At 64.2% G+C, this 23,412-nt stretch carries 23 protein-coding genes and 1 pseudogene; 17 read left to right on the forward strand and 7 right to left on the reverse strand.

What is annotated here, in order from left to right; all coding sequences use genetic code 11:
* Nucleotides 1-301 precede the first annotated feature (301 nt).
* Nucleotides 302-1,771, forward strand: a complete 1,470-nt coding sequence (locus QUH67_RS07680) for a L,D-transpeptidase (protein ID WP_300946079.1) — start codon at nt 302-304, stop codon at nt 1,769-1,771.
* Here the strand turns inward: QUH67_RS07680 and QUH67_RS07685 are convergent.
* Nucleotides 1,761-2,306: a HEAT repeat domain-containing protein gene (locus QUH67_RS07685; protein ID WP_300946080.1), complete on the reverse strand. Its 546-nt coding sequence runs from the start codon at nt 2,304-2,306 to the stop codon at nt 1,761-1,763. The genes QUH67_RS07680 and QUH67_RS07685 overlap by 11 nt on opposite strands.
* Nucleotides 2,307-2,507: 201 nt before the next feature.
* Nucleotides 2,508-3,947: a peptidoglycan-binding domain-containing protein gene (locus tag QUH67_RS07690; RefSeq protein WP_300946081.1), complete on the reverse strand. Its 1,440-nt coding sequence runs from the start codon at nt 3,945-3,947 to the stop codon at nt 2,508-2,510.
* 256 nt (nt 3,948-4,203) lie between these two features.
* Here QUH67_RS07690 and QUH67_RS07695 point away from each other — a divergent pair, with 256 nt between their 5' ends.
* The 7 genes from QUH67_RS07695 to QUH67_RS07725 all read left to right on the forward strand — a co-directional run bounded on the left by QUH67_RS07695 (nt 4,204) and on the right by QUH67_RS07725 (nt 11,287).
* Nucleotides 4,204-5,379: a SctD/MshK family protein gene (locus QUH67_RS07695; protein WP_300946082.1), complete on the forward strand. Its 1,176-nt coding sequence runs from the start codon at nt 4,204-4,206 to the stop codon at nt 5,377-5,379.
* A 21-nt stretch (nt 5,380-5,400) separates the two neighbouring features.
* Nucleotides 5,401-5,796 carry a hypothetical protein gene (locus tag QUH67_RS07700; RefSeq protein WP_300946083.1) on the forward strand — a complete coding sequence of 132 codons (396 nt, stop codon included), beginning with the start codon at nt 5,401-5,403 and terminating at the stop codon, nt 5,794-5,796.
* Nucleotides 5,793-6,128: a type III secretion apparatus assembly chaperone SctY gene (gene sctY, locus QUH67_RS07705; RefSeq protein WP_300946084.1), complete on the forward strand. Its 336-nt coding sequence runs from the start codon at nt 5,793-5,795 to the stop codon at nt 6,126-6,128. Before QUH67_RS07700 ends, sctY begins: the two co-directional genes overlap by 4 nt.
* Nucleotides 6,129-6,142: 14 nt before the next feature.
* Nucleotides 6,143-8,311, forward strand: a complete 2,169-nt coding sequence (gene sctV, locus QUH67_RS07710) for a type III secretion system export apparatus subunit SctV (RefSeq protein ID WP_300946085.1) — start codon at nt 6,143-6,145, stop codon at nt 8,309-8,311.
* A 303-nt stretch (nt 8,312-8,614) separates the two neighbouring features.
* Nucleotides 8,615-9,880, forward strand: a complete 1,266-nt coding sequence (locus tag QUH67_RS07715) for a type II and III secretion system protein family protein (RefSeq protein WP_300946086.1) — start codon at nt 8,615-8,617, stop codon at nt 9,878-9,880.
* A gap of 26 nt (nt 9,881-9,906) precedes the next feature.
* Complete coding sequence (locus tag QUH67_RS07720) at nt 9,907-10,383, forward strand: hypothetical protein (RefSeq protein WP_300946087.1); 477 nt, start codon at nt 9,907-9,909, stop codon at nt 10,381-10,383.
* A gap of 67 nt (nt 10,384-10,450) precedes the next feature.
* Nucleotides 10,451-11,287 (forward strand): tetratricopeptide repeat protein, encoded by an 837-nt coding sequence (locus QUH67_RS07725; protein WP_300946088.1) that lies wholly within the window; start codon nt 10,451-10,453, stop codon nt 11,285-11,287.
* Here QUH67_RS07725 and QUH67_RS07730 read toward each other — a convergent pair.
* On the reverse strand, nt 11,277-11,495 hold the full coding sequence (locus QUH67_RS07730; protein ID WP_300946089.1) for a hypothetical protein: 219 nt from the start codon (nt 11,493-11,495) through the stop codon (nt 11,277-11,279). The two genes, QUH67_RS07725 and QUH67_RS07730, sit on opposite strands and share 11 nt — an antisense overlap.
* A gap of 63 nt (nt 11,496-11,558) precedes the next feature.
* Between QUH67_RS07730 and QUH67_RS07735 the strand changes: the two genes are divergently transcribed.
* Complete coding sequence (locus QUH67_RS07735; RefSeq protein WP_300946090.1) at nt 11,559-14,498, forward strand: MFS transporter; 2,940 nt, start codon at nt 11,559-11,561, stop codon at nt 14,496-14,498.
* Nucleotides 14,499-14,544: 46 nt separating this feature from the next.
* Here QUH67_RS07735 and QUH67_RS07740 read toward each other — a convergent pair whose 3' ends face one another.
* Entirely contained in the window at nt 14,545-15,582 is a 1,038-nt protein-coding gene (locus tag QUH67_RS07740; protein WP_300946091.1) for an EscU/YscU/HrcU family type III secretion system export apparatus switch protein, read from the reverse strand.
* Between the two features lie 416 nt (nt 15,583-15,998).
* Complete coding sequence (locus tag QUH67_RS07745) at nt 15,999-16,154, reverse strand: hypothetical protein (protein ID WP_300946092.1); 156 nt, start codon at nt 16,152-16,154, stop codon at nt 15,999-16,001.
* Between the two features lie 430 nt (nt 16,155-16,584).
* Here QUH67_RS07745 and QUH67_RS07750 point away from each other — a divergent pair, with 430 nt between their 5' ends.
* Complete coding sequence (locus tag QUH67_RS07750) at nt 16,585-17,148, forward strand: type III secretion protein (protein WP_300946093.1); 564 nt, start codon at nt 16,585-16,587, stop codon at nt 17,146-17,148.
* A gap of 69 nt (nt 17,149-17,217) precedes the next feature.
* Here QUH67_RS07750 and QUH67_RS07755 read toward each other — a convergent pair.
* A pseudogene (locus QUH67_RS07755) lies at nt 17,218-17,386 on the reverse strand (IS5/IS1182 family transposase); the annotation flags it as partial.
* A 160-nt stretch (nt 17,387-17,546) separates the two neighbouring features.
* Nucleotides 17,547-18,026 (reverse strand): hypothetical protein, encoded by a 480-nt coding sequence (locus QUH67_RS07760; protein ID WP_300946094.1) that lies wholly within the window; start codon nt 18,024-18,026, stop codon nt 17,547-17,549.
* Between the two features lie 214 nt (nt 18,027-18,240).
* On the opposite strand from QUH67_RS07760, the gene QUH67_RS07765 reads away from it, so the two are divergent.
* From QUH67_RS07765 to QUH67_RS07795, 7 genes are all read left to right on the forward strand, one after another.
* Complete coding sequence (locus QUH67_RS07765) at nt 18,241-18,390, forward strand: hypothetical protein (protein WP_300946095.1); 150 nt, start codon at nt 18,241-18,243, stop codon at nt 18,388-18,390.
* 354 nt (nt 18,391-18,744) lie between these two features.
* Complete coding sequence (locus QUH67_RS07770) at nt 18,745-19,359, forward strand: hypothetical protein (RefSeq protein WP_300946096.1); 615 nt, start codon at nt 18,745-18,747, stop codon at nt 19,357-19,359.
* On the forward strand, nt 19,287-20,246 hold the full coding sequence (gene sctJ, locus QUH67_RS07775) for a type III secretion system inner membrane ring lipoprotein SctJ (RefSeq protein WP_300946097.1): 960 nt from the start codon (nt 19,287-19,289) through the stop codon (nt 20,244-20,246). Before QUH67_RS07770 ends, sctJ begins: the two co-directional genes overlap by 73 nt.
* Nucleotides 20,243-20,866 carry a hypothetical protein gene (locus QUH67_RS07780; RefSeq protein WP_300946098.1) on the forward strand — a complete coding sequence of 208 codons (624 nt, stop codon included), beginning with the start codon at nt 20,243-20,245 and terminating at the stop codon, nt 20,864-20,866. Before sctJ ends, QUH67_RS07780 begins: the two co-directional genes overlap by 4 nt.
* Before the next feature lie 23 nt (nt 20,867-20,889).
* Nucleotides 20,890-21,492, forward strand: coding sequence for a FliH/SctL family protein (locus tag QUH67_RS07785; protein WP_300946099.1), 603 nt, complete (start codon nt 20,890-20,892; stop codon nt 21,490-21,492).
* Between the two features lie 14 nt (nt 21,493-21,506).
* On the forward strand, nt 21,507-22,880 hold the full coding sequence (locus QUH67_RS07790; RefSeq protein ID WP_300946100.1) for a FliI/YscN family ATPase: 1,374 nt from the start codon (nt 21,507-21,509) through the stop codon (nt 22,878-22,880).
* A complete protein-coding gene (locus QUH67_RS07795; RefSeq protein WP_300946101.1) occupies nt 22,877-23,377 on the forward strand; it encodes a hypothetical protein in 501 nt (166 codons plus the stop codon). Before QUH67_RS07790 ends, QUH67_RS07795 begins: the two co-directional genes overlap by 4 nt.
* Nucleotides 23,378-23,412 lie beyond the last annotated feature (35 nt).

Raw genomic sequence — 23,412 nt, forward strand, 5'->3', positions numbered from 1 at the left:
GCGATTTCTGCAAATGGCGCGACGATGCAAGAATGCCGCTGATTTGCCCGACGTGTCAAAGTGTTTTCGCAGGCGGAGGCGGCGCTGCCGGCGATCCCCGGCTACTTTGCATGGGGTTGTTTTCGATATTTTTGTGCGGGCCGCATTGCCCACCGTCGGCTTCGACGCAGCGGCCTTCGCTCTCTTCTTCCGGAGCCTCACTTCCGCCGGCGTAGGCCGTGATATATGAGCAAGTAACGGAATGGATCGCGATCGAGGCTTGATCGACGCACGTCCGCAAGGCTTTCGACCGGGGCAGGGAATGCCGCACCAATGCACGACCGCCGCGGCGAAGCGGCGCTGGGATCGCTACGCCACGGCCATGCTTGCCGCGATGGCGGCGCTGACAATGCTGGCGGCCGACACGGCGGCGCGCGAGTCGCGCCGTCCCCAGACGCGCGAGGAGGTTGCGCCGCGCCAGGGCGGCGAGCCCATCATGGCGATCGTGTCGATCAAGAGCCAGCAGGTCACCTTCTACGACGCCGACGGCTGGATCCTGCGCGCGCCGGTTTCGACCGGAACGACCGAGTACGAGACGCCGGCCGGCGTCTTTGCGATCGTTCAGAAGAAGAAGGACCACCGTTCGAACATGTATGACGATGCCTGGATGCCGCACATGCAGCGCATCACCTGGAACGGCATCGCGCTGCACGGCGGACCTCTGCCGGGCTATGCGGCTTCGCACGGCTGCGTGCGGCTGCCGTTCGATTTTGCGCAAAGGCTGTTCGACAGGACGCGGATCGGAATGCGGGTGATCGTCGCTCCGAACGACACGGCCCCGGTGCCGTTTTCCCACCCGGCGCTGCTGGTCCCGAACGCGGAGGCGTTGGCGGCCGCACCGGTGCGCGCGGAGCCCCTCGTGCGCGAGGCGGCGGAGGCCGCCAGGGCGGACGGCGAGGCGAAGAGAGCCGCAACGATGGCGGCGCGCGAGGCCGCAACGCTCGCGGCATCGCTGCGCGCGCTCGAAGTGTCCAGGAGGCGCGCGGACGCGGAACTCGCATCGGCCGACAGGGCGCTGATCGATGCACGAACGGATCAGGCCCGGGTGCAGGCCGAGGAGCAAAAGCGAAAGGCCGCGCGCCGGGCTGCGGAATCAAGCCGGCAATTCGACGTCGCGAGCGCCGAAGCAAAGCGAAGGCTCGACGCTAGCAACGCTGCAAAGGCCGCCGCGGAAGCGGCGGAGATCAAGAAGGCCGACGCGGGGAGGGCCGCGGACCAGGCAAATCTCTCGCTCGAACCGGTATCGATCTACATCAGCCGCGCGGCGCAGAAGCTCTACGTGCGGCGCGCCACGCGCAAGCCGGTGCGAGATGGCGGCGAAGTGTTCGATGCGAGCATCGAGGTTCCGGTCAAGATCCGCAATCCAGGCAGGCCGATCGGCACGCATGTGTTCACGGCGATGGCGCGGGAGGGCGCGGGCCTGCGCTGGAGTGCGGTCACGATCGACGATGGCGACGACGCCGGCAGCGCGCTTGACCGCATCACGATCCCGCAGGAGGTGCTCGATCGCGTCGCGCCGACCGCATTGCCGCGGTCTTCGATCATCGTCTCGGACGAGCCGCTGAGCTCCGAGACCAACTATCGCACCGAGTTCGTCGCGGTCCTCAGCAACCACCCCCAGGGTGGCTTCGTCACCCGCGATCGATCGGGCGAAATCCTCTCTGCCGACGATCATCTTTGGGGCGAGCGCGGATATGAGCCGGTGAGCGGCATCAGGGGCATCAGCGACTAAGCTTGTTCTTGGCGGCGAGCAGCGCGGATCGGACGACCGGGCTGCTCTCCGCCGCCAGGCGCGTCTCGATGGCCTGCGTCACCGCGGCGGTACGGACGTTGCCGAGCGCGTCGGCCGCGAAGTAACGCACGTCGTCGTCGCTGTCGGCAAGCGCCGTCAGCAGCGCCGTCTCGGCCTCGGCCGGCGCAATGACACCCAGCGCCAGCGCGGCCTCCTTGCGCACGCGCGCGCTCTGATCTTTCAGGGCGGAGACGAGAGGCGCTATCGAACTCTTCTCCTTGAGTGTCCGCAGCGCCGTGCAAGCCGAAACTTTCTGCTCCTCGGAGGCGCCGCTGTCGGCCAGCCGCTTCTCCAGCACCGGAACGGCATTGAGGGTGCGCAGCGCGCTCTTGACCGCTGCAACGATTCCATCGTCCATGATCGCGAGCTGCTTGACGAGGGTGTCGATCGCCCGGGGGTCCCTCGCGTCGGCGATGGCATTGGCGGCCTTGATGCGCTCGGCGCGCGAGGCTGCGGGATCGTTCAACGTGGCCATTGGATTACCTTTGCTGGCGCCAGCCCAGCCCGAGCCCGGTGCGAGCACGAGCGCAAAAGCGAGCGCGGAGTGGATCATACGCGATGTCAGTCGTCGTCGAGGCCGTCGAGTCTCCATTCGGTTCATTGCCTTCCTGCCGGTTGATGTCCTCGAGTCCAGCCTTGGCTTCGTGGATGGCTGTGGGCCTCGCTTTACCTGGGTTTAGTTGTCGTTAAAGCCGTCGGCTTTCCACATCGGCCCCTTGCCCTCCTCCTTGTTGATGTCCTCAAGCCCGGCCTTGATTTGATTGATGCTCGCGCCGCTCGTCACGCCGTCCAGCATCTGGAAGGCATTGGGCTCCATGTTGGGCCAGTATAACAACTCATTCGATACGACGAGATCGAGGTTCTTGCTGTCCTTTCCCGGGACGGCGCGCAGGTCGTCGAGATAGCGGGATGTGGTGCATCCGCTGAACATCATCAACTGATAGTCCTTCGTCATCGCCGTTTTCTGCAAGTCGGTCTTGCCCCGGTTCAGCGTAACGTGACCAGCCTCGTAGGGTTTACCGATGACAAAGTTTCCATTGGGCGATTTGATGTCGTCGAAGTCAGGCCCGGAGCCGTAGCGGCCATGGCCGGCGTAGATCAGCATCTCCGACTCGCCCATGGCCTTGGCGAACTTGTCCTTCGCCTGCGGCGTGTCGGCCGTGATCAGCTTCACTACCGAGGTGACGTCTTTTCCGTTGTGCTTGAAGGTCTTGGTAAAGTACTGAAGCCCGTCCGCCTTGGCCGCGGCCGGGTCGATGCCGGCGGCCTTGAAGCGTTCTGCCATGGCTTTGTCGGAGGCGGCCGTGTTCGGGTCCAACTGGGTGTAGCCGCGCTTCGATAGTCCCGCGATGATGTCCTTGGTCTGGCCCTTGTCCCAGCCGCCCTCATCGAAGCCGACACCGATGGTGGTGTTGAGCTTCCCGTCGGCAAACAGCTTGCCGTATTCGGGGAATTTGGTGGATGCGATGCTGAGCTGCTCCATGGTCTGCTTGTCGAGACGTCCGGTATCCTTCAGGCAATGGTCGGTCTGAAACTTCTTCAGCGCCTTGACCGTCTCGTCGCCGAACTTTCCGTCCGCACCGTACTTGGGCAGCTTGTAACCGGCCGTCTGCAGGGCTTCCTGCATCTTGCCCACTTCTGTACCTTTCGCATTCTTGGCGAGCTCCTTCTTACCTGCCGCCACGTCGCGTAACGCCGGGTCGACAAAGGCGCCGGCTTTCTGCTGAGCGGTGGGCGTCGCGCAGGTAAAGGTTTGCGGAGGCGTCTGGGCCGGGATCGGCGGCCGGCGCGCCAGCATGATGGGGGCCGACGTCGACGCACCCTGTGACGGCTGTGAACTATTGTTCGAGGTGTTCGAACGGTCGACCGCCTCGTTGAACTCCTTCACCTGTTTCGGCGAAGCGGCGCCGGGATCCCTGGGAGGAGGGGGTGCGCTCTTGACCGTATCCGTGGAGCCGATGCTCATTGCTTGCCACCTTTCAAGGCTGCTTGTCTGTCCTGACTCCGATCGTCGTCGATTGTGCTGCGAAAAGATGTGACGGAAATCACTCCCGTCAGTGGCACGGCAGATAACGCGGGTTTGACAGAGGGATGGGTGGGCGGGAGGTCGCGCCACCCGGACGCGTCAAGAGAGCCATCCAATCTGAACCTCTGTGACGGCGCCGAGACAAATCAGGGCGGGCGTTGCGGACACCCGGGGAAGCCGGTGGATGAAGCAGAACCGGGGGCGCGCATTGACCGGCTCCTGTTGACGGCGCCAATATCCAGTCCTCTTTTCCGTGACGACCAGCTTTTGTGATGTCTCTCACGGTTCTCCCGGCGGCGACGGTCTATGTTGTGGACGTCAAGCCAAGAATGAATTGGGGTCCAAAATGGCCGCTACCGGGATGATGTCTTCCTTCACCAATTGGTTCTCCGCCGCCGTCTCGTCGTCGCCGTCGACGTTCGTGCTCGAGAGCACGGCCGGCTTTCATCGCGGCGTGCGCCTCGAACTTGAACCGGGCGATATCCGTATCGGCTCCACGCCGGGCGCCGACATCGTCTTGCGGGACGCCGGCATCGCGGCCGAGCATGCCGTCCTGCGGGTCGGCCGCCGCACCATCGACCTTCATGCGATCGGCGGAGACGTCCGCGTCGGTGAGAACGTCATCGCGAACGGCTTTGGCTGCGCGTTGCAAGCGCCGATCGATCTGACGATCGGGGAAGCGCGGCTGCGGATCTCCATCGAGCGCAATCAGGCCGCTGCACCGGCCCACGTCGAGTCCGGCGCCACTCCCGCCCGGCCACGCATCTCCAAGGCCCTCATGATCGCCGGCGCGCTCTTGCTGGCAGTTCCGGCGCTGGGGCTGGCCGCCATGCGCCCCGCCGCGAAGGCGAACGACCTGACCGGCATCGCCCGGGCCGAGGCGCAGGCCCTCGCGCCGGCCAACGAAAATCCGGCCCTGGCCGCCGCTTCGAAGCTCATGGCCGATCTCCCCGCGGCCGACCGCAAGTTCATTGAGCATTGCTTGTCGGCGCGGACCGGAATTTCGGTGCGCGAGGCGATTGCAGAGCTCAATGGCTGCGATCGCAAGCCGTCTCCAAGCCTCGCCGCCGCACTCAACGGAACCGGGCCTAACGTAACCGCGCCCAACGGAGCCGCGCTCAACGCCGAAGAGGCCGGGCGCAAGCTCACCGAGCGCCTCGAGGCGTCGGGGCTCTCCGCTCTTCGGGTTGGCGCAGCGGGTGGACAGGTCACCGTCACCGGCAACATCACCAAGCAACAGACCGGCGCCTGGACGGAAGTGCAGCAATGGTTTGATGCGGCGTATCGCGGGCGGTTGGTTCTGGTCGCAAACGTAACTCCCGCCGAGGCCAAAAAACCGGCGCCGGTGATGAATGTGCAGGCCGTGTGGTTCGGCGAGCGCCCCTATGTCATTACGACCGAGGGCAACCGCTATTACAAGGGCGCCTTCCTCGACAATGGCTGGATGATCAAGGATATTGTCGACGGCCGCATCCTCCTTGCAAAGGACGGCGAGACCTTGGCGCTGGTCTATCGTCAGTGAAGTGCGCGCGGAAAGGACAGATTGTCCGGCATGGATAACCGTCGCATAGAGCGTACGCCGCTCGACCGGCCTGAATCGCGTGGACCGGAGGGTTTTGGCGGCCCTGCCAAAGACTGGGCCGTCGATTCCCCGGAGTTCGCGCGGCAGATTGCCGCCGCGCTCCACGAGCGCAAGGGTACGGTCGGCAAGGCTATTCTTCGCGAACTCGTCAGCGAGTTCGTCAAGCCGATCGTTGCCGATCCCCAGATCCTGTCGACGGATCGCGCGATTGCGATCCTCGAGCAGCTGCTCACTACGGTGTTGCCGCAGCTCAAGGAGAGCGAAGAATTCAATCGCCTGGCAAAGACCGTGTTGGGTGAGGAGATCGAGCAGCGCCGCCATTTGCGCGCGCGCAGCCTTGAGGATACCGCGACATGACGCCGGGGCGCGACCAGACGGTGGAGTTGCTGCACGCGCTTGGCCACCTTTATGCCCGTCACAGCCAGCCGAAACGCGGGCTCGTCCTGCTGCTGATCGCCGCTCGCCTGGCACCGAACGATGAGGGCGTGCTGCGCACGCTCGCCGACGCGTTCTTGCGCAGCCGCTCGCCGCAGGCGGCCGCCGAGGTCATCGAGCGGCTGCAGGCGCTTGGTGGCGCGGACCAGCCCATGCTCGATCTGCTGCGCAGTCGCGCGCTATGGCTCGCCGGCAATGAAAGCGAAGCGAAGCGCATTTTCCGCAGATTCCTCGAACAACGCGAACGGTCCTGATCATGATCGATAGATTGGCACGCGCGCTCGTCTACTTGTCCGGCCGCAGCGATCTCATCGTGGCGATCCTGATGCTGGTCGCGATCATCATGATCATTATTCCGCTGCCGACCTGGCTGGTGGACGGCCTCATTGCCATCAATATCTCCGTCAGCATGCTCATCCTGCTCGTCGTCTTCTATATCGCGCGGCCGGTCGAGTTCTCGTCATTCCCGTCGGTCATTCTGATCGCCACATTGTTCCGGCTCGCGATCACCATCACCACGTCGCGTCTCATCCTGCTTCAGGCCGACGCCGGCGAGATCGTCAGTGCGTTCGGAAACTTCGTGATCGGCGGCGACATCGCCGTCGGTCTCGTCGTCTTCCTCATCATCACGATCGCCCAATTCGTGGTCATCACCAAGGGTGGCGAGCGCGTCGCCGAGGTTGCTGCCCGATTCAGCCTCGACGCCATGCCGGGCAAGCAGATGGCGATCGACAACGACCTGCGCTCCGGCGACATCGACCAGGCCGAGGCCAATCGGCTCCGCCGTGGACTGGAGCGCGAGAGCCATCTGTTCGGCGCCATGGACGGCGCGATGAAGTTCGTCAAAGGCGACGCCATCGCCAGCATCCTCGTCGTCCTCGTCAACCTGATCGGCGGCATGATCATCGGCAGCCTGAAACACGGCATGACGATCGGAACCGCCGCCGAGACCTATGCGCTGCTCTCCGTCGGCGACGGGCTGGTCGCGCAGATCCCCTCGCTTTTCGTTTCGGTCGCCGCCGGCGTGTTGGTGACGCGGGTGTCGTCGGACAGCGACATGGGCACCGAAATAGCCGGGCAGTTGTTCCTGGAGCCGCGGGCGCTGGTGCTCGGTTCGGTGATCCTGGTTGGAATGGCGTTCGTCCCAGGCTTTCCGGCGGTGGCCTTTCTGCTTCTCGCGGCGGTCCTCGGGTTTGCCGGGTTCTTGACCGCCCGCCGGAAAGCGGCGCTCGAGGCGGCTGTGCGCAACGCCCCGGTAAAGCGGGCGGCAGGTGCGACGGCAGGCACGACTGCCCAACCCTCGCAAGTAGGTTCGACCGCTCAGGATTCGGCAAGGCTGGCAGGCCCGCCGGCATCTGATGCCACCATCGTCGTTTGGGTCAGCAGCGAGCTTGCATCGGCTGTACCGCCGGAGGGCTTCGCCGAGCTGACGACCCAGGCGCGCGCGGAACTGCTCAGCGATCTCGGCATCGAGATCCCGTCGATCGCGCTCGAGGTCGACCCGACCCTCGCGCACGATCGCTTTCGCATCGACCTCGAGGGCACGCCGGTTATTGAAGGCACCGTTCCGCCGCAGGGGCTGCTTGTCGACGACGAGCCGGCTCACCTCGAACTGCTTGAGATACCCTACCGTCAGGAGCTGCCGCTCATCAGCTACCGCCCCGCGCTTTGGGTCGAGCGCTCGCATGCGGAAACCTTGTCTCAGGCCGGTGTCGCCTTTGCGCTGCCGGCCCAGATTCTGGCCAGATGCCTGATACAGATGTTGTACCGGCGGGCCGGCAGCTTCGTCGGCATTCAGGAAACGCGGAAGCTCCTCACCAAGATCCAGTCGAACTATGCCGACCTGGTGAAGGAGGCCGAGAAGATCGCGCCTCTGCAGAAGCTGGCAGAAATCCTGCGGCGCCTGGTCGATGAAAACGTACCCGTCCGCAACATGCGCGCCATTCTCGAGGCCGTGGTCGAATGGGGACAGCGTGAGCAGAACGTGGTGCTCCTGGTGGAATATGTGCGCGTTGCGCTGGGCCGCCAGATCTGCTTCCGGTGTGCCGACCGCGACCGGGTGATCGCGGCCTATATGCTCGAGCGCTCGGTCGAAGACATGCTTCGCTCAGCCCAGCGCCAGACCGCGGCCGGGACCTACATGAACCTGACGGAGGAGGCGGTCCAGCCGTTGGTCAGTGAAATCGCCCGCGCCCTGGCGGAAGCGGCGCCGGACGCGAAGCCCGTCGTGCTTACCGCAATGGACGTGCGGCGGGTCACACGACACTTGCTCACGCGCAGCAATATCTACGTGCCGGTCATGTCCTATCAGGAGCTGGCGGCTGAATTTAACGTGCAGCCCCTCGGCTCCCTGACCAAGGGCAGTCAGGCTGAGGAGGGGTTTGATAGCGTCGGCCAATCGGCAGAACGGTTGAAGCTGGAGGCCGGGGCGAGATGAAGCCCTGCGGGATGCGCCCGCTCCTCGAGCGGTGCAACGCAATGCGGGCCTTTCGGCTGAGCCTTGTGTGACGTAGGTGTGTGACCTGTGCCGGCACGATGCAGGCCGCGGTGCGAACTGTGACTTTAACTGTGACTGTGGCCAAATAACACCTAGAATAGTTTTTCGCCCGTACGTTGCCGGTTCGACATTTGAGATTGCCTCGACTTACCGTAAAAGCGCGGGCATCGGTTTTGTTCGCTTGGTTGCTATCAACCTTGCGTTTGATTGGCCCCGTAAGGGGCCGTTGAGGGAGCGGGCCTCGTGAAATCGTATGTAAGGGCTGCATGGAAGCTGAAGGCGGGCGCATTCCTGTTCGCTATTCTGCTCGCGCCACCAGCTGCAGGCCAGGCGCCGACAAGCTCTTCTTCGCCGCGACAATCGATCGAGTTGATGGTGGGCCAGGGCCGCCTCCTACAATTGGATGAGGCGGCCGAGTCGGTCTACGTGGGCGACACGACGATCGCCGATCTGCGTGTCGTCGCGCCCGATGTCGTCTATGTTTACGGCAGGAAGATCGGCAGCACGAATCTGATCGCGATCTCGGCCGAACACAAGATGCGCGCCAATGTGGCGTTTCGTGTTGTCGCCGACTCCGGCTCCGCCAACGGTGCTATCCGCGACCTTCAGCCGACGTCTCACACCAAGCTCAGGCTGTTCGGCAATCGGGTGGCCGCGACCGGCCGCACGGGCTCCGTCGAGGAAGCGGTCGACGTGCAAAACACGGCGGATACTTACTCTCCGCCGGACCAGCCGCCGATCAACAACACCACAATCGCCGGCTCGCAACAGATCAATATCCGCGTGCGCTTTGCCGAGGTGTCGCGCGATGACGTCCAGCGCCTGGGCATCGGGTCGTCAGGTGGCGGTGGCATTGCGTTCGGCGGCAGCGGCAGCGAGGTGGATGCGCTCGTCGGTGCGATGCAGCGCAACGGGATGATGACCATCCTGGCCGAGCCGAATTTGACGGCGTCGAGCGGGCGGTCCGCGAGCTTCCTGGCGGGAGGCGAGATTCCGATCCCGACCCCCGGAAACCAGGCAGGGCAGATCAGTGTCACGTACAAGCCGTTCGGGGTCTCGCTCGAGTTCACGCCGACCCTGATCAGGACAAATCGAATCGCTCTGCGGGTGAAACCGGAAGTGAGTTCGCTGTCGCGGGTAGGGGCTGTCAAAGCCAATGGCGTCGACCTGCCGAGCCTGATGGTCCGGCGGGCCGACACGACGGTGGAGGTAGCGAGCGGCCAGACGTTTGCGATCGCTGGTTTGTTTCAGCGACAGATGTCGCTGGATTTCGACAGAACCCCCGAAGTTGCTGACCTTCCGATTCTCGGCGGGTTGTTTCGCTCTGCCCGATACCGTCGCGACGAGACGGAGCTCGTGATTCTCATCACGCCGGTCCTCGTCAAACCTGTGCGCGACCGCGGCCTTGCGACCCCCCTCGACAGGCCCGCACCGCCGCCGCCGCCCGGGCCGGCTCTCGTCAAAGCCAAGTCGCTACCCGAATCAAATTCCGGCTTTGTGTTCAAATGATCGATCGAGGGTGCACGATGCTGCGTATGTCCGCCGTCTACCTTTGCCTCGCCGTAGCGGCGTCGGCCCTCGCCGGCTGTGCGGCGGCGCCGCCCTATCCGGAACCGACGGTTTACTGGGGTAGTTTTCCGCAGCAGCCGCCTGACTATTCGCCGGACTATGCTTCCGTGCCCGTGGTCGACCGGAAGGGCCGCACACGCTATGTGCTGGTCCCGAAAGCTTGCCTGACAGCGGACGCGACGGAGCCTCCATTCCTGGGTCCACATTTGCCGCCCGGCTGCGCCAACGCTCACAACCTTCAGCGCATGGCCGAGCGCCAGTCCGATCTGGTCCACGGCCGCCCGCTCGGCGCCGCTCCAGCGGCTCCCACGGCGCGGGCGGCGCAGGAATACATTTATGGCACCAAGGGCACTCTGGGCGGCGGCCTTGCGCGCCTGCCGGGCACCCTGCCGCAGGGGGCCGGGAATGAGAGCGTGACGGAGAAGCCTGCCGGGACGAGGTGAGCGTGCTACACTGGCTTGATGGGGGCGGCCAGGCCACCTCCGTTTTGCGATGCAGCATTGATGCTGCATGCCCACCACCAAGGACAGGGCGATGAGCATCGGGTTTCGTCTCGCATCCTGTGCCGTGCCGACCCTCCTCGGCTTTTTGCTCGCCGGGTGCGCGGGGCAGGCGTTGCTGGATGCAGCGGTCACTACCGAGACGAAGCCGGATCGGGACGGGTTGATGCGTGTTGCATCCGACGTCGAAGCCCAGGGACAGATCGTCGCCGCGCTACCGATCTATGAGCGTGCGGCTGCCGCGTCGAGCGGCGATGCCGCAGCGCAGGTGCGTCTCGGCGACGCCTATACGCGCGCCGGCAAGACCGATCAGGCGATCCAGGCCTACCGGGCCGCACTCGCTGTGGCCCCTGACAATCCCGATGCGTTGATCGGACTGGGCTCGGCCCTGGTCAAGGCTGGCGATGCCGACGGTGCAGTCGTGCACCTGGCGAAAGCCGCCCCGGTCGTCAATACGATGACGGCCTACAATCGGTTGGGCGTGGCGCAGATGCTTGCGGGCCAATTCGCGCAAGCGCAATTGTCATTCGACGCTGCGAGCGCGCTTGCGCCTGACGACCTCGATATCCGCACCAACCTCGCCCTCGCGGCCGCGCTCGACGGGCAGGAAGCCAAGGCGATAGAGGCCGCGCGCATCGTCGTCGCGTCGTCGGGGGCGGAGGCACGACATCGGCGGAATCTGGTGATCGTGTACGGTCTGCTTGGGCGGGGCAACGAAGGGCGGGCCGCCGTGCCCAAGGGATTGTCGGCAAGCGAAGTGAAGAAACTGCTCGCGCGCGCGACGGCGATCCGCGCCATCAGCGATGCCAAGGCGCGCGCCAAGGCTCTCGGCACGATCATGAGTTGACCTGCGTGCAAGAGTGCCGAGCAATTGCGAGCGTGATGAAGGTCACCACGCTCCCATCCAGCCAAGTGTATTCGCTATCGCCGGAAGCGTAATCGTCGTCGTCCGACGGCGGCTCGATGAAACCCCGCCGATTGTTGCCGCGCCGCCCGGGCGCCACCTGACGCTTGACATCGACCGGATCAAATGGTCGCCATGCGTCGGAATCCATGGTCGCCTTCACCGGAATGCGCCCTCATGGTGAGGTTTTGGCCGTCCTGGAAGCTAGTACTGCATGGCAACACGGGTTGAAATCAAAGGCGATCGCATTTCTTTTCTCCGGATCATGGTGGGATTTCTTCCACTCGCTTTCGGATATTTTTTGTCTGTTCTGTTTCAGAGCTTAGATCCGCTTATTGCCGATGATCTGACGACCGATTTGGCGATCGGTAAGGGCACGCTGGGGATGCTGACTGCGGCATTTCCACTGGCTTTTGCGGTTTGCCTGCTGCCGTCCGGCATTGCGATTGATCGATTTGGGCCGCGTGCCGTCCAGGCGGTTATGATGGCGGTGGCGGCGCTCGGCGCATTGATATGCGGCCTGTCTACAGGATCATTCGGCCTCATGATGGGCCGCACGCTGCTCGGTGCGGGCGCCGCCTCGGCGCTCCTCGCGGCAATGAAGGCGGTCGTCACATGGTTTCCGCGTGAGCGCCTCGGCCTGGCGACGGGGTGCCTCATAGCGGTCGCAGGGGTCGGCGCGCTCGCGATGGCCGATCCGGCCGCAGTCTTCGTGCGCGCGCATGGATGGCGGGCGCTGTTTATCCTGTTGGCCGCGCTGTCGACGTTCTGCGCTATCCTGGCCCTGCTGCTGGTTCCCACACCTGCAACCGTCACCGGCGATGTGCCCGATCACGACCACGGCCTGCCATTCGTCCTGCGCGATCCGGTCTTTCGACGATTGGCGCCGCTCGCCGCGATTGTGGTCGGGACGGTATGGGCGATCCAGGGCCAATGGGTTGCAGGCTGGCTTGGTGTGAATGGGGTCAGGCTCACCAGCATTATCACCTACATCAGCTTCATAGCGGTGGGCCAGGCCGCAGGTGCGCTGGTCTGGGGGTGGCTCGCCGACTGGGCTGTGCGAAAGGGTCTATCGGCTGCACGCGTATTTGTGGGCGCCGTCGCGCTCTCCGGCTGCATCCAGCTCGCCGCGGTCGGCGGCATAGCATTGCCGAACTCTATCGTCTGGGGCGTGTTGGTGGCCGCCGCTGCAGCCACGCTGCCCTTCGTCGTCCTGCTGACGCATTTTCCGCAAGCCTATGCGGCTCGCGCATGCGCGAGCATCGGCGTGTTGCAGTATGTCGCTACCCTTTTCATCCAGTCGGCTGTTGGTGGCGTCGTCGCGATCTGGCCACATGCGGCATCAGGTCAAACGTCAGCGACGGCCTATGCGATGGCATTCATGGTGCCGATCGCATTGCAACTCGCGGCTCTGGCCTGGATCCTGTTTCCTCGGTCGGAAACACGAGACGGCGCGCAGAGCGTCGAGGAAATCGCTGTCGCATTTGAAGCGGCTCGATCCGCTGCGCAGGTGCAGGGCCTCTCGGAGCCGCCTCCCATTCCTGGTGGCCTGCCAGCCAACGTCGCTGCGAGTCCAGCCGGCACTGCCGTGCAGCCAACCGAGGCTGCCGGAGAGACCGTCCCGGCTGCCTCTGCGTCAGCCGAGACCGTGGAAGCGCTCACCGACAACACCCCGGCGGAGCCAGCCAGCCCCACCTCGGGGCCGCCCGACGCTGCTGCGACCCCGGCCGACACTGCCGTGGAGCCAGCCGAAATTGCGGTCGATCCGGTCGGCGCCGCATTGGCACCAACCGAGACAGTCTCCGAGGCAGCGGTGCCTGTCTCAGCGCCAGAGGCAGAGGCTGAGGCAGCACGGACCGACAGCCCCGCGGCGCCATCCGGCCTCGCCGGGGAGCCGGTCGGCACCGCTGGCGCGGCAGCCGAGACGGTCACGGCACTCACCGGCGCCGCTCTTCGATCCGTCCTCGATGGCCCGCTGACCGTCGGCCCGGCCGGCGCCATTGACACGATTTCGCGCGCCAGTGCCGACCCGTCAGACGGGGTCGCTCCCGATCACGACGCCGAAACGGCTCAGCCTCAAGCGCAGGGGCTTTCCTTGCCGCGGGTCGCGCCGTCGCACGTGCAAGCGCTCAACGCGGTGTATCGTCGGCGCCCGGCCTTGGCGGCGACGATTGGCGGACGACGAACAACCATTGTCGCCGCGTGGCCGCCGTCCGATCGGCGTCCCGAGGTGAGCCATCGGGTGGCGCTGCGCCTCGATGGCGAAGCCGGCGAGTTATGGTTGCCGCAATCGATGCTCGATGTGCTGGTCAATAGTGTGGATCCGGCGCTGTCGCTCGATCGCCTGGGGCCGGACCGGGCTGCCATCGTTCTCGAATTCGCTCTCGACAGCGCCCTGACGGCGGTCGAGATGATGCTCGGTTGCAAGCTCGCGATCGATTCATATTCGGGTCAGGTCGAGCGGCTGGAGAACGATGGACAGCTGCCATTGTTTTTTACCCTCGTGATAGAGGGGCTCTTGACCACCGGTTGCGAACTGCGAATTCCCCCGGATTACGCGTTCAGGCTTGCGGAAGGGCTTGACCGGCATGCCGGGATCGATCGCTCCGTTCTCGACCTGCCGATCCCGGTGTGCCTGCGCGTTGCCGCTGCCAACCTCACGGCGGGCGAGATCGAACGCTTGTCACCCGATGACGTCGTGCTGGTCGACGCTTCCTGCGAGCCGGGCGATGACGTGATCGCCGTCATCGGCGAGCGGCTCGTTGCGTCGGTGGCGCTCGGCCCGGAGGGTCCCCGCCTTGCCACGCATCCGATCCCCGGAGCCACTTCATCCTGGGCATGGAGTATGCCGACCGATGCCACGGCCGGCGCGTGGGAGGGGGAAGCCGAAACCGATAACCGGCCGCTGCATGTCCTGTTCGAGATCGGACGCTTCGAACTGCCGGCCAGCCAGGTGAAGCAGCTCGCGCCGAACTTTCTGTTGCCGTTGGAGCCGCTGCACGACCAGACGGTCGATATCGTCGTCGACGGACAGCGGATCGGCCGTGGCACCTTGATGCGGATCGGCAATCGCACAGGCGTCCGGGTCATCGCAGTGCGCGAACGCCCGCGCCCCGCTCCGGGCTTGAAAGACACTCCAGCCGGCGAGCAATAATTTCAACTGAAAAGCCTGCGACCCGTTCCGTCGGGCGTGGAGCGCGTCAGATTCCGAAGCGGACCAGGAGGCGGGCGACATCCGTGAAGGCACCCGCCGGAATCCTGTCGCCAACCGTATGGGGTATGAGCAGCTCGACCAAGGACGCATCCTCGACAACCGGGATTCCGAGGCGTCTCGCTTCGGCGACCATATCATCGCCAGCCTGGCCGCGAGCCTTGCTGCAGATCAGCGGCACCGGCTCTTCTTCGCGGTGGTACAGCAGCCCAACCGCACGATCTTCGTGTGCGACGACAACCGCGGCATGGCGCACGCCTTTGCGCACCTTCTTTGCCGCGAACATGAACTGGAGGCGGCGGCGCTCGGCTTTGATCAGCGGATTGCCTTCGAGCTCCTTCATCTCCTTCTTCCTCTCGGTCAGGCTCATACGCATTTCTTTTAGAAAGAGATGACGCTGCAACGGCATGTCGAGTATGCCGATGACGACAAAGGCGATCACGGCGGTCACGGCGAGCGGCTGCAAGGTGGAAATCACCATCTGGCCAAGGCAGCCTTCGCCGCAGGAAGGGGTCTGGAACAGCGGTGGGATGTAGCCGCGCAGGACGGTCCAGAAGGCGGCGGTCACCACGACGACCTTGACGAGACTCTTGGCGAACTCGACCACGTTTCGTGACGAGAAAATGCGTTTCGCGCCTTTCATCGGACTGATGTGGTCGAATTGCAGTTTCACGGTCTCAAACGAAAATAACGGGCCGCCCGTCGCCGCCATTCCCATCACCACGGCGACGGCGAAGACCACGGCAAGGAGCGGCACGGTGGTCATGACCAGCACATCGATGGTGCCGTACACCGCGCGCGGCCAGGTTTCGGCGAACGGCCGCTCGGTGGATTTGGAAACAAGGTCGATGAGCTCCACCAGGCGATCGCGCATCATCGGCCACTGGTACAGCAGATAGAGCGTGGCGGCGAGCATCGTGAAGCCCGACACCAGGTCCTTGCTGTTGGAGGTCTGTCCCTTGCGGCGTGCGTCAGCGAGCTTCTTTGGCGATGCCGGAAGGTTTTTCTCTTCTGATTCGTCAGCCATGCTGGTGTCTGCCGTCGATCTGCCCCGCGCGGGCGCGATACTGGCATCGCGGCGCTCGTGGTCAAGACCTGTTCAAGGGCGCCGGGTGTCGTCTTTCCAAGTCGGAACGCTACAGCGTCGCTCCGGCTCACTTGTGATCGACGTCACCCTGCGATCAAGGCTGCCGTCACCATTGTGATCCCGGAATGCTGCCATCTGACGGCAATGGGTGCGCTGCTGGATGGCGATGCTGGCGTGATCGCCGGACCTGCAAAACGCAACCGGCGCGAACACCAACTCGCCGCCGTCCAACAAGCCGGTGACAAGCCGATGTTCGCGCCGGTTGAACCGGCTCACCACAGCCGCGCGTACCTTGGCTCTGCCGATCTTGGCTCTGCCGATTCTTGGCCGGTGTTTCGCCGGCCAGCTCAATCGGCTCAGAGCCCCTTGGCCTCGTCCAGCACCGCTTTGAACGTCTTCAGCGCCTGCATCTGTTCGTGGTTCTCTTGCTCCTTCATCTTGTTCTCCAGCTCTTTCTGCTGCGTTCGCTGCGTCAGCGCTTCGCCGGCGCCTTTAAGATCGACGGATGCCATGATCATTCTCCTTCGGGTTCGGGTTTGCCGTGCACGTCAGCCTCACATTGCGGGCTAGACATTCGCAACGTAGCCCCGTTGAAATCGGAAAAAAGTGAGCCACGTCACACAGGCCCGTCGCCACCGGAAAAACGGATTTGGTGAGCGGCGATGCCGGGCGGCCCGGTCGATCGGCGGCTGTCGCAACAGAAATCAGCAAATGCGCAAACGGCACATGACGGTCGCACGAGCGGCCGTGGCATTGCGTCATTGGCCGCCGGTTGAAAAAAGCAGGCTGGCAATTTGGCGGTCTGTGACGCAGGTCCGGCGCGCAGCTCCAAAAGTGCGATTGATCAAGCCAAATTCGCCGTGGTACAATTTTATTGCATTTCAATGTGCACCATTTCGCTGCTCGCGACCCAGTCGGCCGGGTGCACTCGGGAGACGAACCATGCCTCTGAAGATCGTCTCTGCTGTCCTCCTGGCGGCGGCAATCCTTGTCGGAATGCCGCGGGCCGCCGAGGCACTGGATCCAAAATGGCCGCCAGGCCCCTACAAGTATGTCGTCATCGAGCAAGAGCTGAAGGACGCCCTGATCGAGTTCGGCCGCAACGTCAACGTTCCGGTCAAGGTCAGTGACGAGGTCAAGGGCAAGCTGCGCGGCGATCTGGGGGCCGGATCGGCCGAGGATTTCTTCAAGCGGCTCACGTCAAGCCACGGCCTGGTCTGGTATTTCGACGGCTCCGTGCTGCACGTCAATTCAGCAAGCGAACTGCGAACGGAAGTGATCGATCTCGGCCGGATCCTGCCGACGGATGTGGTGTCCAAGCTCACCAGGCTCGGCATCGCCGATCCACGCTACCCGATTCGGACGACGCCGGGATCTGGCGTCATTTCGGTATCAGGCCCGCCGCCCTATATCGTGCTCGTGCGCCAGACGCTCATCGCAATGGCTCGGCAGATACCTCAGGGAGAGGATACCAGGGTGCGGGTATTTCGCGGCTCGAGCGGCTAACAACGACGCATTCCGCTGCTTCGACAATTCTGCTGCGGCCAGCCGGCCTTTTCTGCGCGACTGTCTTGATTCGATCCGCCTGCGAATGCGCGGGCTGACGGCATGGCCGCTGTGTCGGGTTGTTCGGCCGTCAATCGCAAAGCTGCAACATGCGGCATCACGTCGATCGGACGCCGCTCGTTGAGACTGAGATTTCTGCGTCGCAGGCTTCGCCGCCGTCAAGCGTGACCGCAGTCGGCATGCCGCGCGATCATGTGCAGCCAAAGCCGATAAATTCATATCGTCAAACGTAATCGCAGCTTCGGTGGCACGCCGTTTCGTCGAGAAAAACAGCATTTTGTGGTCTCGGCGGCGGACGTGCTGCAGATCACGGAAGGACGGATTGGCTTCTGTCTTAATCAAACCGTCAGCAGGCACCTGAGCGTCGGCATGAGGCGGGCGCGGGCATCCCTGGCGACAATGGAGAATGGCTCATGTTCCCAGGTCTTCTTGCGGGAGGCTTCGTCGGAGGTCTCCTCAACAATTTGTTCAATCATCATAACCACCACCATCACCACCATGGTCACTGCCACAACAATGGCCACACTGGCCAAGGCATAAACCAGCGCCTGGCGCAGGAAGATTTCAAGGACGCAGCGGAGAATTTCAGGCGCGGCGACATCGCCGGCGGCATGGAGGAAATCTCCGAAGGTATGAGCCGGCTCGCTAACGGTCCCGGCCCCGACCTCGGTTACGCCGGTACACGCCTCGCCTTGGCGGCTGAAGATCGGAAGGACGCCATGCAGGATTTCGCGCGCGGCGACTTTGCCGGCGGCTTCGAAGAGCTGGGCGAGGCGAGCCGGCGGTCCTGGTACTGACGGTCGAAGCACCGGTGTCACGACGCGGAGATTCTGTCCTGGATCGGGCCTGATAGCGAGGCCATGAGCCGCCGATAGCAGCGCCCGATCAAGGCACGAACTTTCGCTGGAAAGACAGCAACACGGCCCCCAAGCCTCAGTGCAAGGGGAATTTTTTCCCAGATCTTGTAACTCTTAAACCAGGAGACGAACGATGTTAGGCGGCATAATGGGTTTGATGGGCGGCGGAGGCCCGATGGGCATGATCAACCAGGTCATGAAGGCGGTTGAGCAGATGAAACCGCAGCAGGGTGGCGAAAGCGGCCAGTGCTCCGAGGGTGGCGGCAAGAATGATCCGGCGCAGATGTTTCAGCAGATCATGCAGCAGCTCACGCAGCAGGGCTGATCCGCTTTACTCACGTGATCTGACATGGCGGACGCATGCCGATGGTTCGGCATGCGGCCGCCATTTTGGCGTCCTGAGAGACGAATTCAACGTGTCTCTGACGACGGGACATTCGCCCCTTTAGCAGGCGAACTCGAAGGCTTCAGGCATCCCATTCTAGGCGCTCATGGACGAACAGATGGGCCAATGGTACGCTGAGACTCGCTCGTCTTTCGCCGTAATTTGCCAGAATGCGGGAGGCCGCTCGCCGGTTGCGGCAACGGACATAAATGTGCGGCGCATCACAGAAGGGCGGATTTAGTCGTGTCATATTTGGCTGTCAGTACGATACAGTCAGCTGAAAGGACTTAAGTCATGAGTGTGGCCATTACCGCCCAAGCCCCGGTCGCCTCTTCGCCGCCGAACGCTTCGCCGCAGGCAGCCCAAGGCGCTGGCGCGACCAGCGAGCAGGGGCTTGTCGACTTTTTCGCCAAGGCCCGCGTGGACGCCGCCAACGGACACCTGCCGGAGGCAGCAGCCAATTCCGTGGCTTCGAGCGGGGAGATGCTCGGGAAGCTGCGCGAGTTCATTGAGAAGGCGCATCAAACCGATACGTCGAACAAGGCCACGAGAGCCAAGCAGAGGGCAGCTGCCGCCGAGGCCAAGACGGAGATCGCCACGCTCGACACGCTTGGTTCGCTCAGCAGACCTAACTCCCTCACGCAATTCAGTCCGCTCGGCCAGTCTGGTCCGGTCGGTCAGTTGGGCGCCTTCAATCAGTTTAGCCCCGGCGGTCTGCCTCCGGGACCGGCATCGGGATCGCTTGGTCCCGGCCCCGGCCTGGAGATGAGAGGCCGCCTGCCGGCCATGGCCGACAAGATGACCAACGACCTCGTGGATTCCGCGATCCAGCGCATGTGGACCCAGGTGGTGGCTCATGCGACCAGTTCGGTAACCAAGAACGTGATGAGCCTGCTCAAGGGGCAGTGACGGGGGGAAATTCCGTGAGCGCCGTCTTGCTCCGTTCTTCATTGCCACGCTGGGTACAGCGGGCCCTGGTATTGCTTGTCGCGTTGCTGCTCTCGGCTTGCGAGGCGGAGCTCTACAACAATCTCGATCAGCGCCAGGCCAACGAGATGATCGCGGCCCTGCAGCAGCGCGGGATCGCCGCGCAGCGCGTGCCGGTCAAGGGCGGTCAGTACACGGTCGTGGTCGACAAGGGCCGCTTCGCCGAATCGATCGCCATCCTCAAGGAAGCTGGTCTCCCCAAGCAGGAGTTCCAGAACATGGGGCAGGTGTTCAAGAAGGATGGCCTCGTCTCCTCGCCGATGCAGGAGCGCGCGCAGATGATTTTCGCGCTGAGCCAGGAGCTTTCACGCACCGTTTCGGAAATCGACGGCGTCCTGTCCGCCCGGGTTCACCTCGTGCTGCCGGAAAACGACCCACTGCGCCAGCAACTCGTGCCGTCGTCGGCGTCGGTCTTCATCCGCCATCGCAGCAACATGCCGGTCGGCAATCTGGTGCCCCAGGTGAAGATGCTGGTGGCCAACGGCGTCGCCGGCCTGTCCTACGACAAGGTATCGGTTGTCCTCGTACCGGTCGACGCGCAGAAGGCAAGTCAAGGCCAGGACCTCGAAATGGTCTCGTTTTTCGGCGTGTGGATGCAGCGCGACAACCTGGCGCAGGCGATGTGGATGTTCTTTGGCCTCGTCGCGCTGGTCGTCCTGCTGGCAGGCGCGCTCGCCTTCGTCTTCTTTCGTCAGCGCGGACGCGTCTATGCATTGAGTGCGCCGCGCCCGGTCCCGTCGAATGTCTTGAGCGCGCCTTCGCCTAACGCGGTGAAGCCTGGTTCGTCGAACGTGGTGAAAGCGTCGTGAGCACGGCGCCCGAAAGCACCGGAGTCGATGCCGGCTGGGATGCGTTCGTCACGCGGCCGGCCCTCTACATCGAGCCGTCGCGGCTCGCCATGTGTTTCGACGGAATGGTGGATTCCGAATTGTGCGCGCGGCTCAAGACCTCACGCCGCCTCGAGGAGCGGCTGTCGCGTCTCGTCCATTCGCGCTACCGGCTGGGGCGTACGGTTGCGGCCGAGGACGTCGGCGACATTGACCGTTCGATCGCGCTTGCCTCGTCGGAACAGCTGGCGGAGCTGGCGCGCCGCGCCGGAGCGATCTATTGGGCGAACAGCATCGCCAATACCGTTCGGGCCGCGGATGCGGCGGCGTTCGATGCCGCGCTGGGCGAGACGCTCTGCGTCGTCGCGCTTGCCAATCGCGATCTTTCCGGCCCGATGCAGCCGCTCACCCCCTACGATCAGCTCAGTGCGCGCGTGATGCAGGATGGCCTGCGCTGCCTTGGCGCATGGTGCAGGGGGCAGAGCCCCGGTGTCGGTCTGCGCGTCGGCCTCAAGCTCGCGCCAAATCCGGCGCTCGACGATGCCGTGAACCGTCCCTTCGATGAGCTCGGCCCCGCGATCATCCGCCGAGCGGCCGGCTGAGGTTGAACGCCATGATAGACAGAGTGAACTCGGTATCCTTGAATCGACAGCAGCCGGCGGATGGTCCGACGAAGGGCTCGGTTCTGAATGCCAGGGATGTGAAAGCCTGGCAGGACGCCTTCGAATTCCTGAGCCATGCCGAGAAGCAGATCGCCGAACAAAAGACGGAAGCGGAGGAAACCGCCTCCCGTCTCTACGAGGCCGAGCGTGCCAGGGGCTACGAGGACGGCAAGGCGGAGGCGACCAGGCTCATTACCGAGACGACCCTGAAGGTGGACCGTTATCTTCAGTCGATCGAGCCGCAAGTTGCCAAGCTCGCCATGAGCGTCGTCAACCGTGTCCTCGGCAATTTTGACACCCGCGACCTTGTCGCCGCCGCTGCCGCACACGCCATCACCGATTTGCGTCGTGAGAAAGGTCTGACGGTCACGGTTCACCCTGACGTCGTCGACAGCGTCTCCAGGGAATTCGCCCGCCTCGGCCTCAGCGGACGCATCGAAGTGACGATCGAGGGCAACCCGTCTTTCGACCGGACCGCATGTATCATCGCCAGTGATCTTGCCGTCATCGACGCCAGTGTCCAGACGCAACTGTCCGCCATCGCCGCCGCGATCGGCGCGGTTTGACGAGGCGGGATGCGATGACCGCCGAGCGCTTCAGCATCGACGACCGCCTTACCTCCGTTCTGCCCAGCCTGTATGAGAAGATACGCGACAGCGCGCCACGGTCGCGCAAAGGGCGTGTCCGCCGCCTGCTCGGCGTCATCATCCATGCCACCGCGAGCGGGGCGCGCATCGGCGAACTCTGCCATCTGGTCGACCCGGAAACCGGCCGACGGGTCATGGCCGAGGTGATCGGAATCCTTGACGACGTCGCCGTGCTGACCCCGATCGGCGACCTGTTCGGGCTGTCGAGCATGACCGAGGTGATTCCCACCGGCACCGAGTTGTTGGCCCCGGTGGGAGACCGCCTGCTTGGTCGCGTGATCAATGCGCTGGGCGATTCAATCGACGGTGAACCTCTTCCGACTGACATCGCGACCCGTCCGGTCACCGGAGCACCACCGGCGCCGCTCGCCCGGGGCATCATCCGCGATCCCATTCAGCTCGGCATCCGCGCCATCGATGGGCTCATCACCTGTGCACGCGGGCAGCGCGTCGGAATTTTCGGTGAAGCCGGCGGCGGCAAGTCCACCCTGCTGGCCGACATCGTCCGCGGCACCGACGCGGATGTGGTCGTGGTCGCGCTTATCGGCGAGCGCGGACGTGAGGTACGGGAGTTCCTCGAAGATCAGCTTGGACCGGAGGGGCGCAAACGCGCGGTCGTCGTGGTCGCGACGTCGGACAGCCCGGCCATGGAGCGCGTCAAGGCTGCCTATGCGGCGACAGCGATCGCAGAGCATTTCCGCGATGAGGGCAAGCAGGTGTTGCTGCTCATGGACAGCCTCACCCGCTTTGCGCGCGCCCAGCGCGAGATCGGGCTGGCGGCCGGTGAACCGCCGACGCGGCGCGGCTTCCCGCCGTCGCTGTTCGCCGCACTTCCGCGTCTCGTCGAGCGCGCCGGCCTGGATGGTGGCGGCGGGTCGATCACCGGCATCTACACGGTGCTGGTCGAAGGCGAGATCGCTCTTGATCCGGTTGCCGAGGAGGTGGTGTCTTTGCTTGACGGCCATATGGTCCTCTCGGGCGAACTCGGTCGCCGCAACCATTTTCCTGCGATCGACGTGTTGCGCAGTCGCAGCCGACTGATGGACTCGACAGTGCCGCCGCAGCACCGCGACGACGCGGCCCGCATGCGCCAGCTGATGGCAAGCTACGCCGACGTCGAGCTCCTGCTGCGTGTCGGCGAGTACCAGAAGGGCAGCGACCCGTTGGCGGACGAGGCGATCGCCAAGATCGACGCCATCAACGGATTCCTTCGCCAGAAGATGCACCAGCACGAGGCGATCGAAGAGACGCGGCGGCGGATGCGCGAGATTGTCGCCCAGGTCGGCAGCCAGCCGCAGCCGCTATGACGAACGCACGCGCCATCGCCCGTCTTCTCGACCTGCGACGCTTGCGGGAGCGGTCGGCGCTCAATGCGCTGACCCAGTGCGAGGGCGACTGCCGCCGCGCGGAACAGCAGATCGAAGCGGCACGAAATGCAGTTGCGGGCCATTTGGCGCAGGCCCGCACGCACGAGCAAGACAAGCGCCGGGCGCTGGTCGGCCGGGCCGTTTCAATGGTGGAGATTACCAGTCTGCAGGCCGATCTCGACGCCATGGCGGCAATGACCATGCAATTGCGCCAGGTCGAGGAGGAATCGCGAACCGCTTTGCATGATGCCGAGCAGGCGCGTGACGCCGCTCGCGAGCGCTACCGTCTTTGCCAGCGGGCGGTGACCAAGCTCGACGGCCTGGCCGAGCAGGAACGGCGTAAAGCGGAGCGGCTCGAGGGAGCCTATGCCGAGGCCGATCTCGACGAACGCGCCATCATGGCTGCCGCGTCGACATCAGAACAGAGTTGGGCTTGAGGCAAGGTGCTCGCGCAGCGGACCATACCGGCGTC

Origin of the sequence: Bradyrhizobium roseum (genome assembly GCF_030413175.1) — a bacterium.
Classification (GTDB): domain Bacteria; phylum Pseudomonadota; class Alphaproteobacteria; order Rhizobiales; family Xanthobacteraceae; genus Bradyrhizobium; species Bradyrhizobium roseum.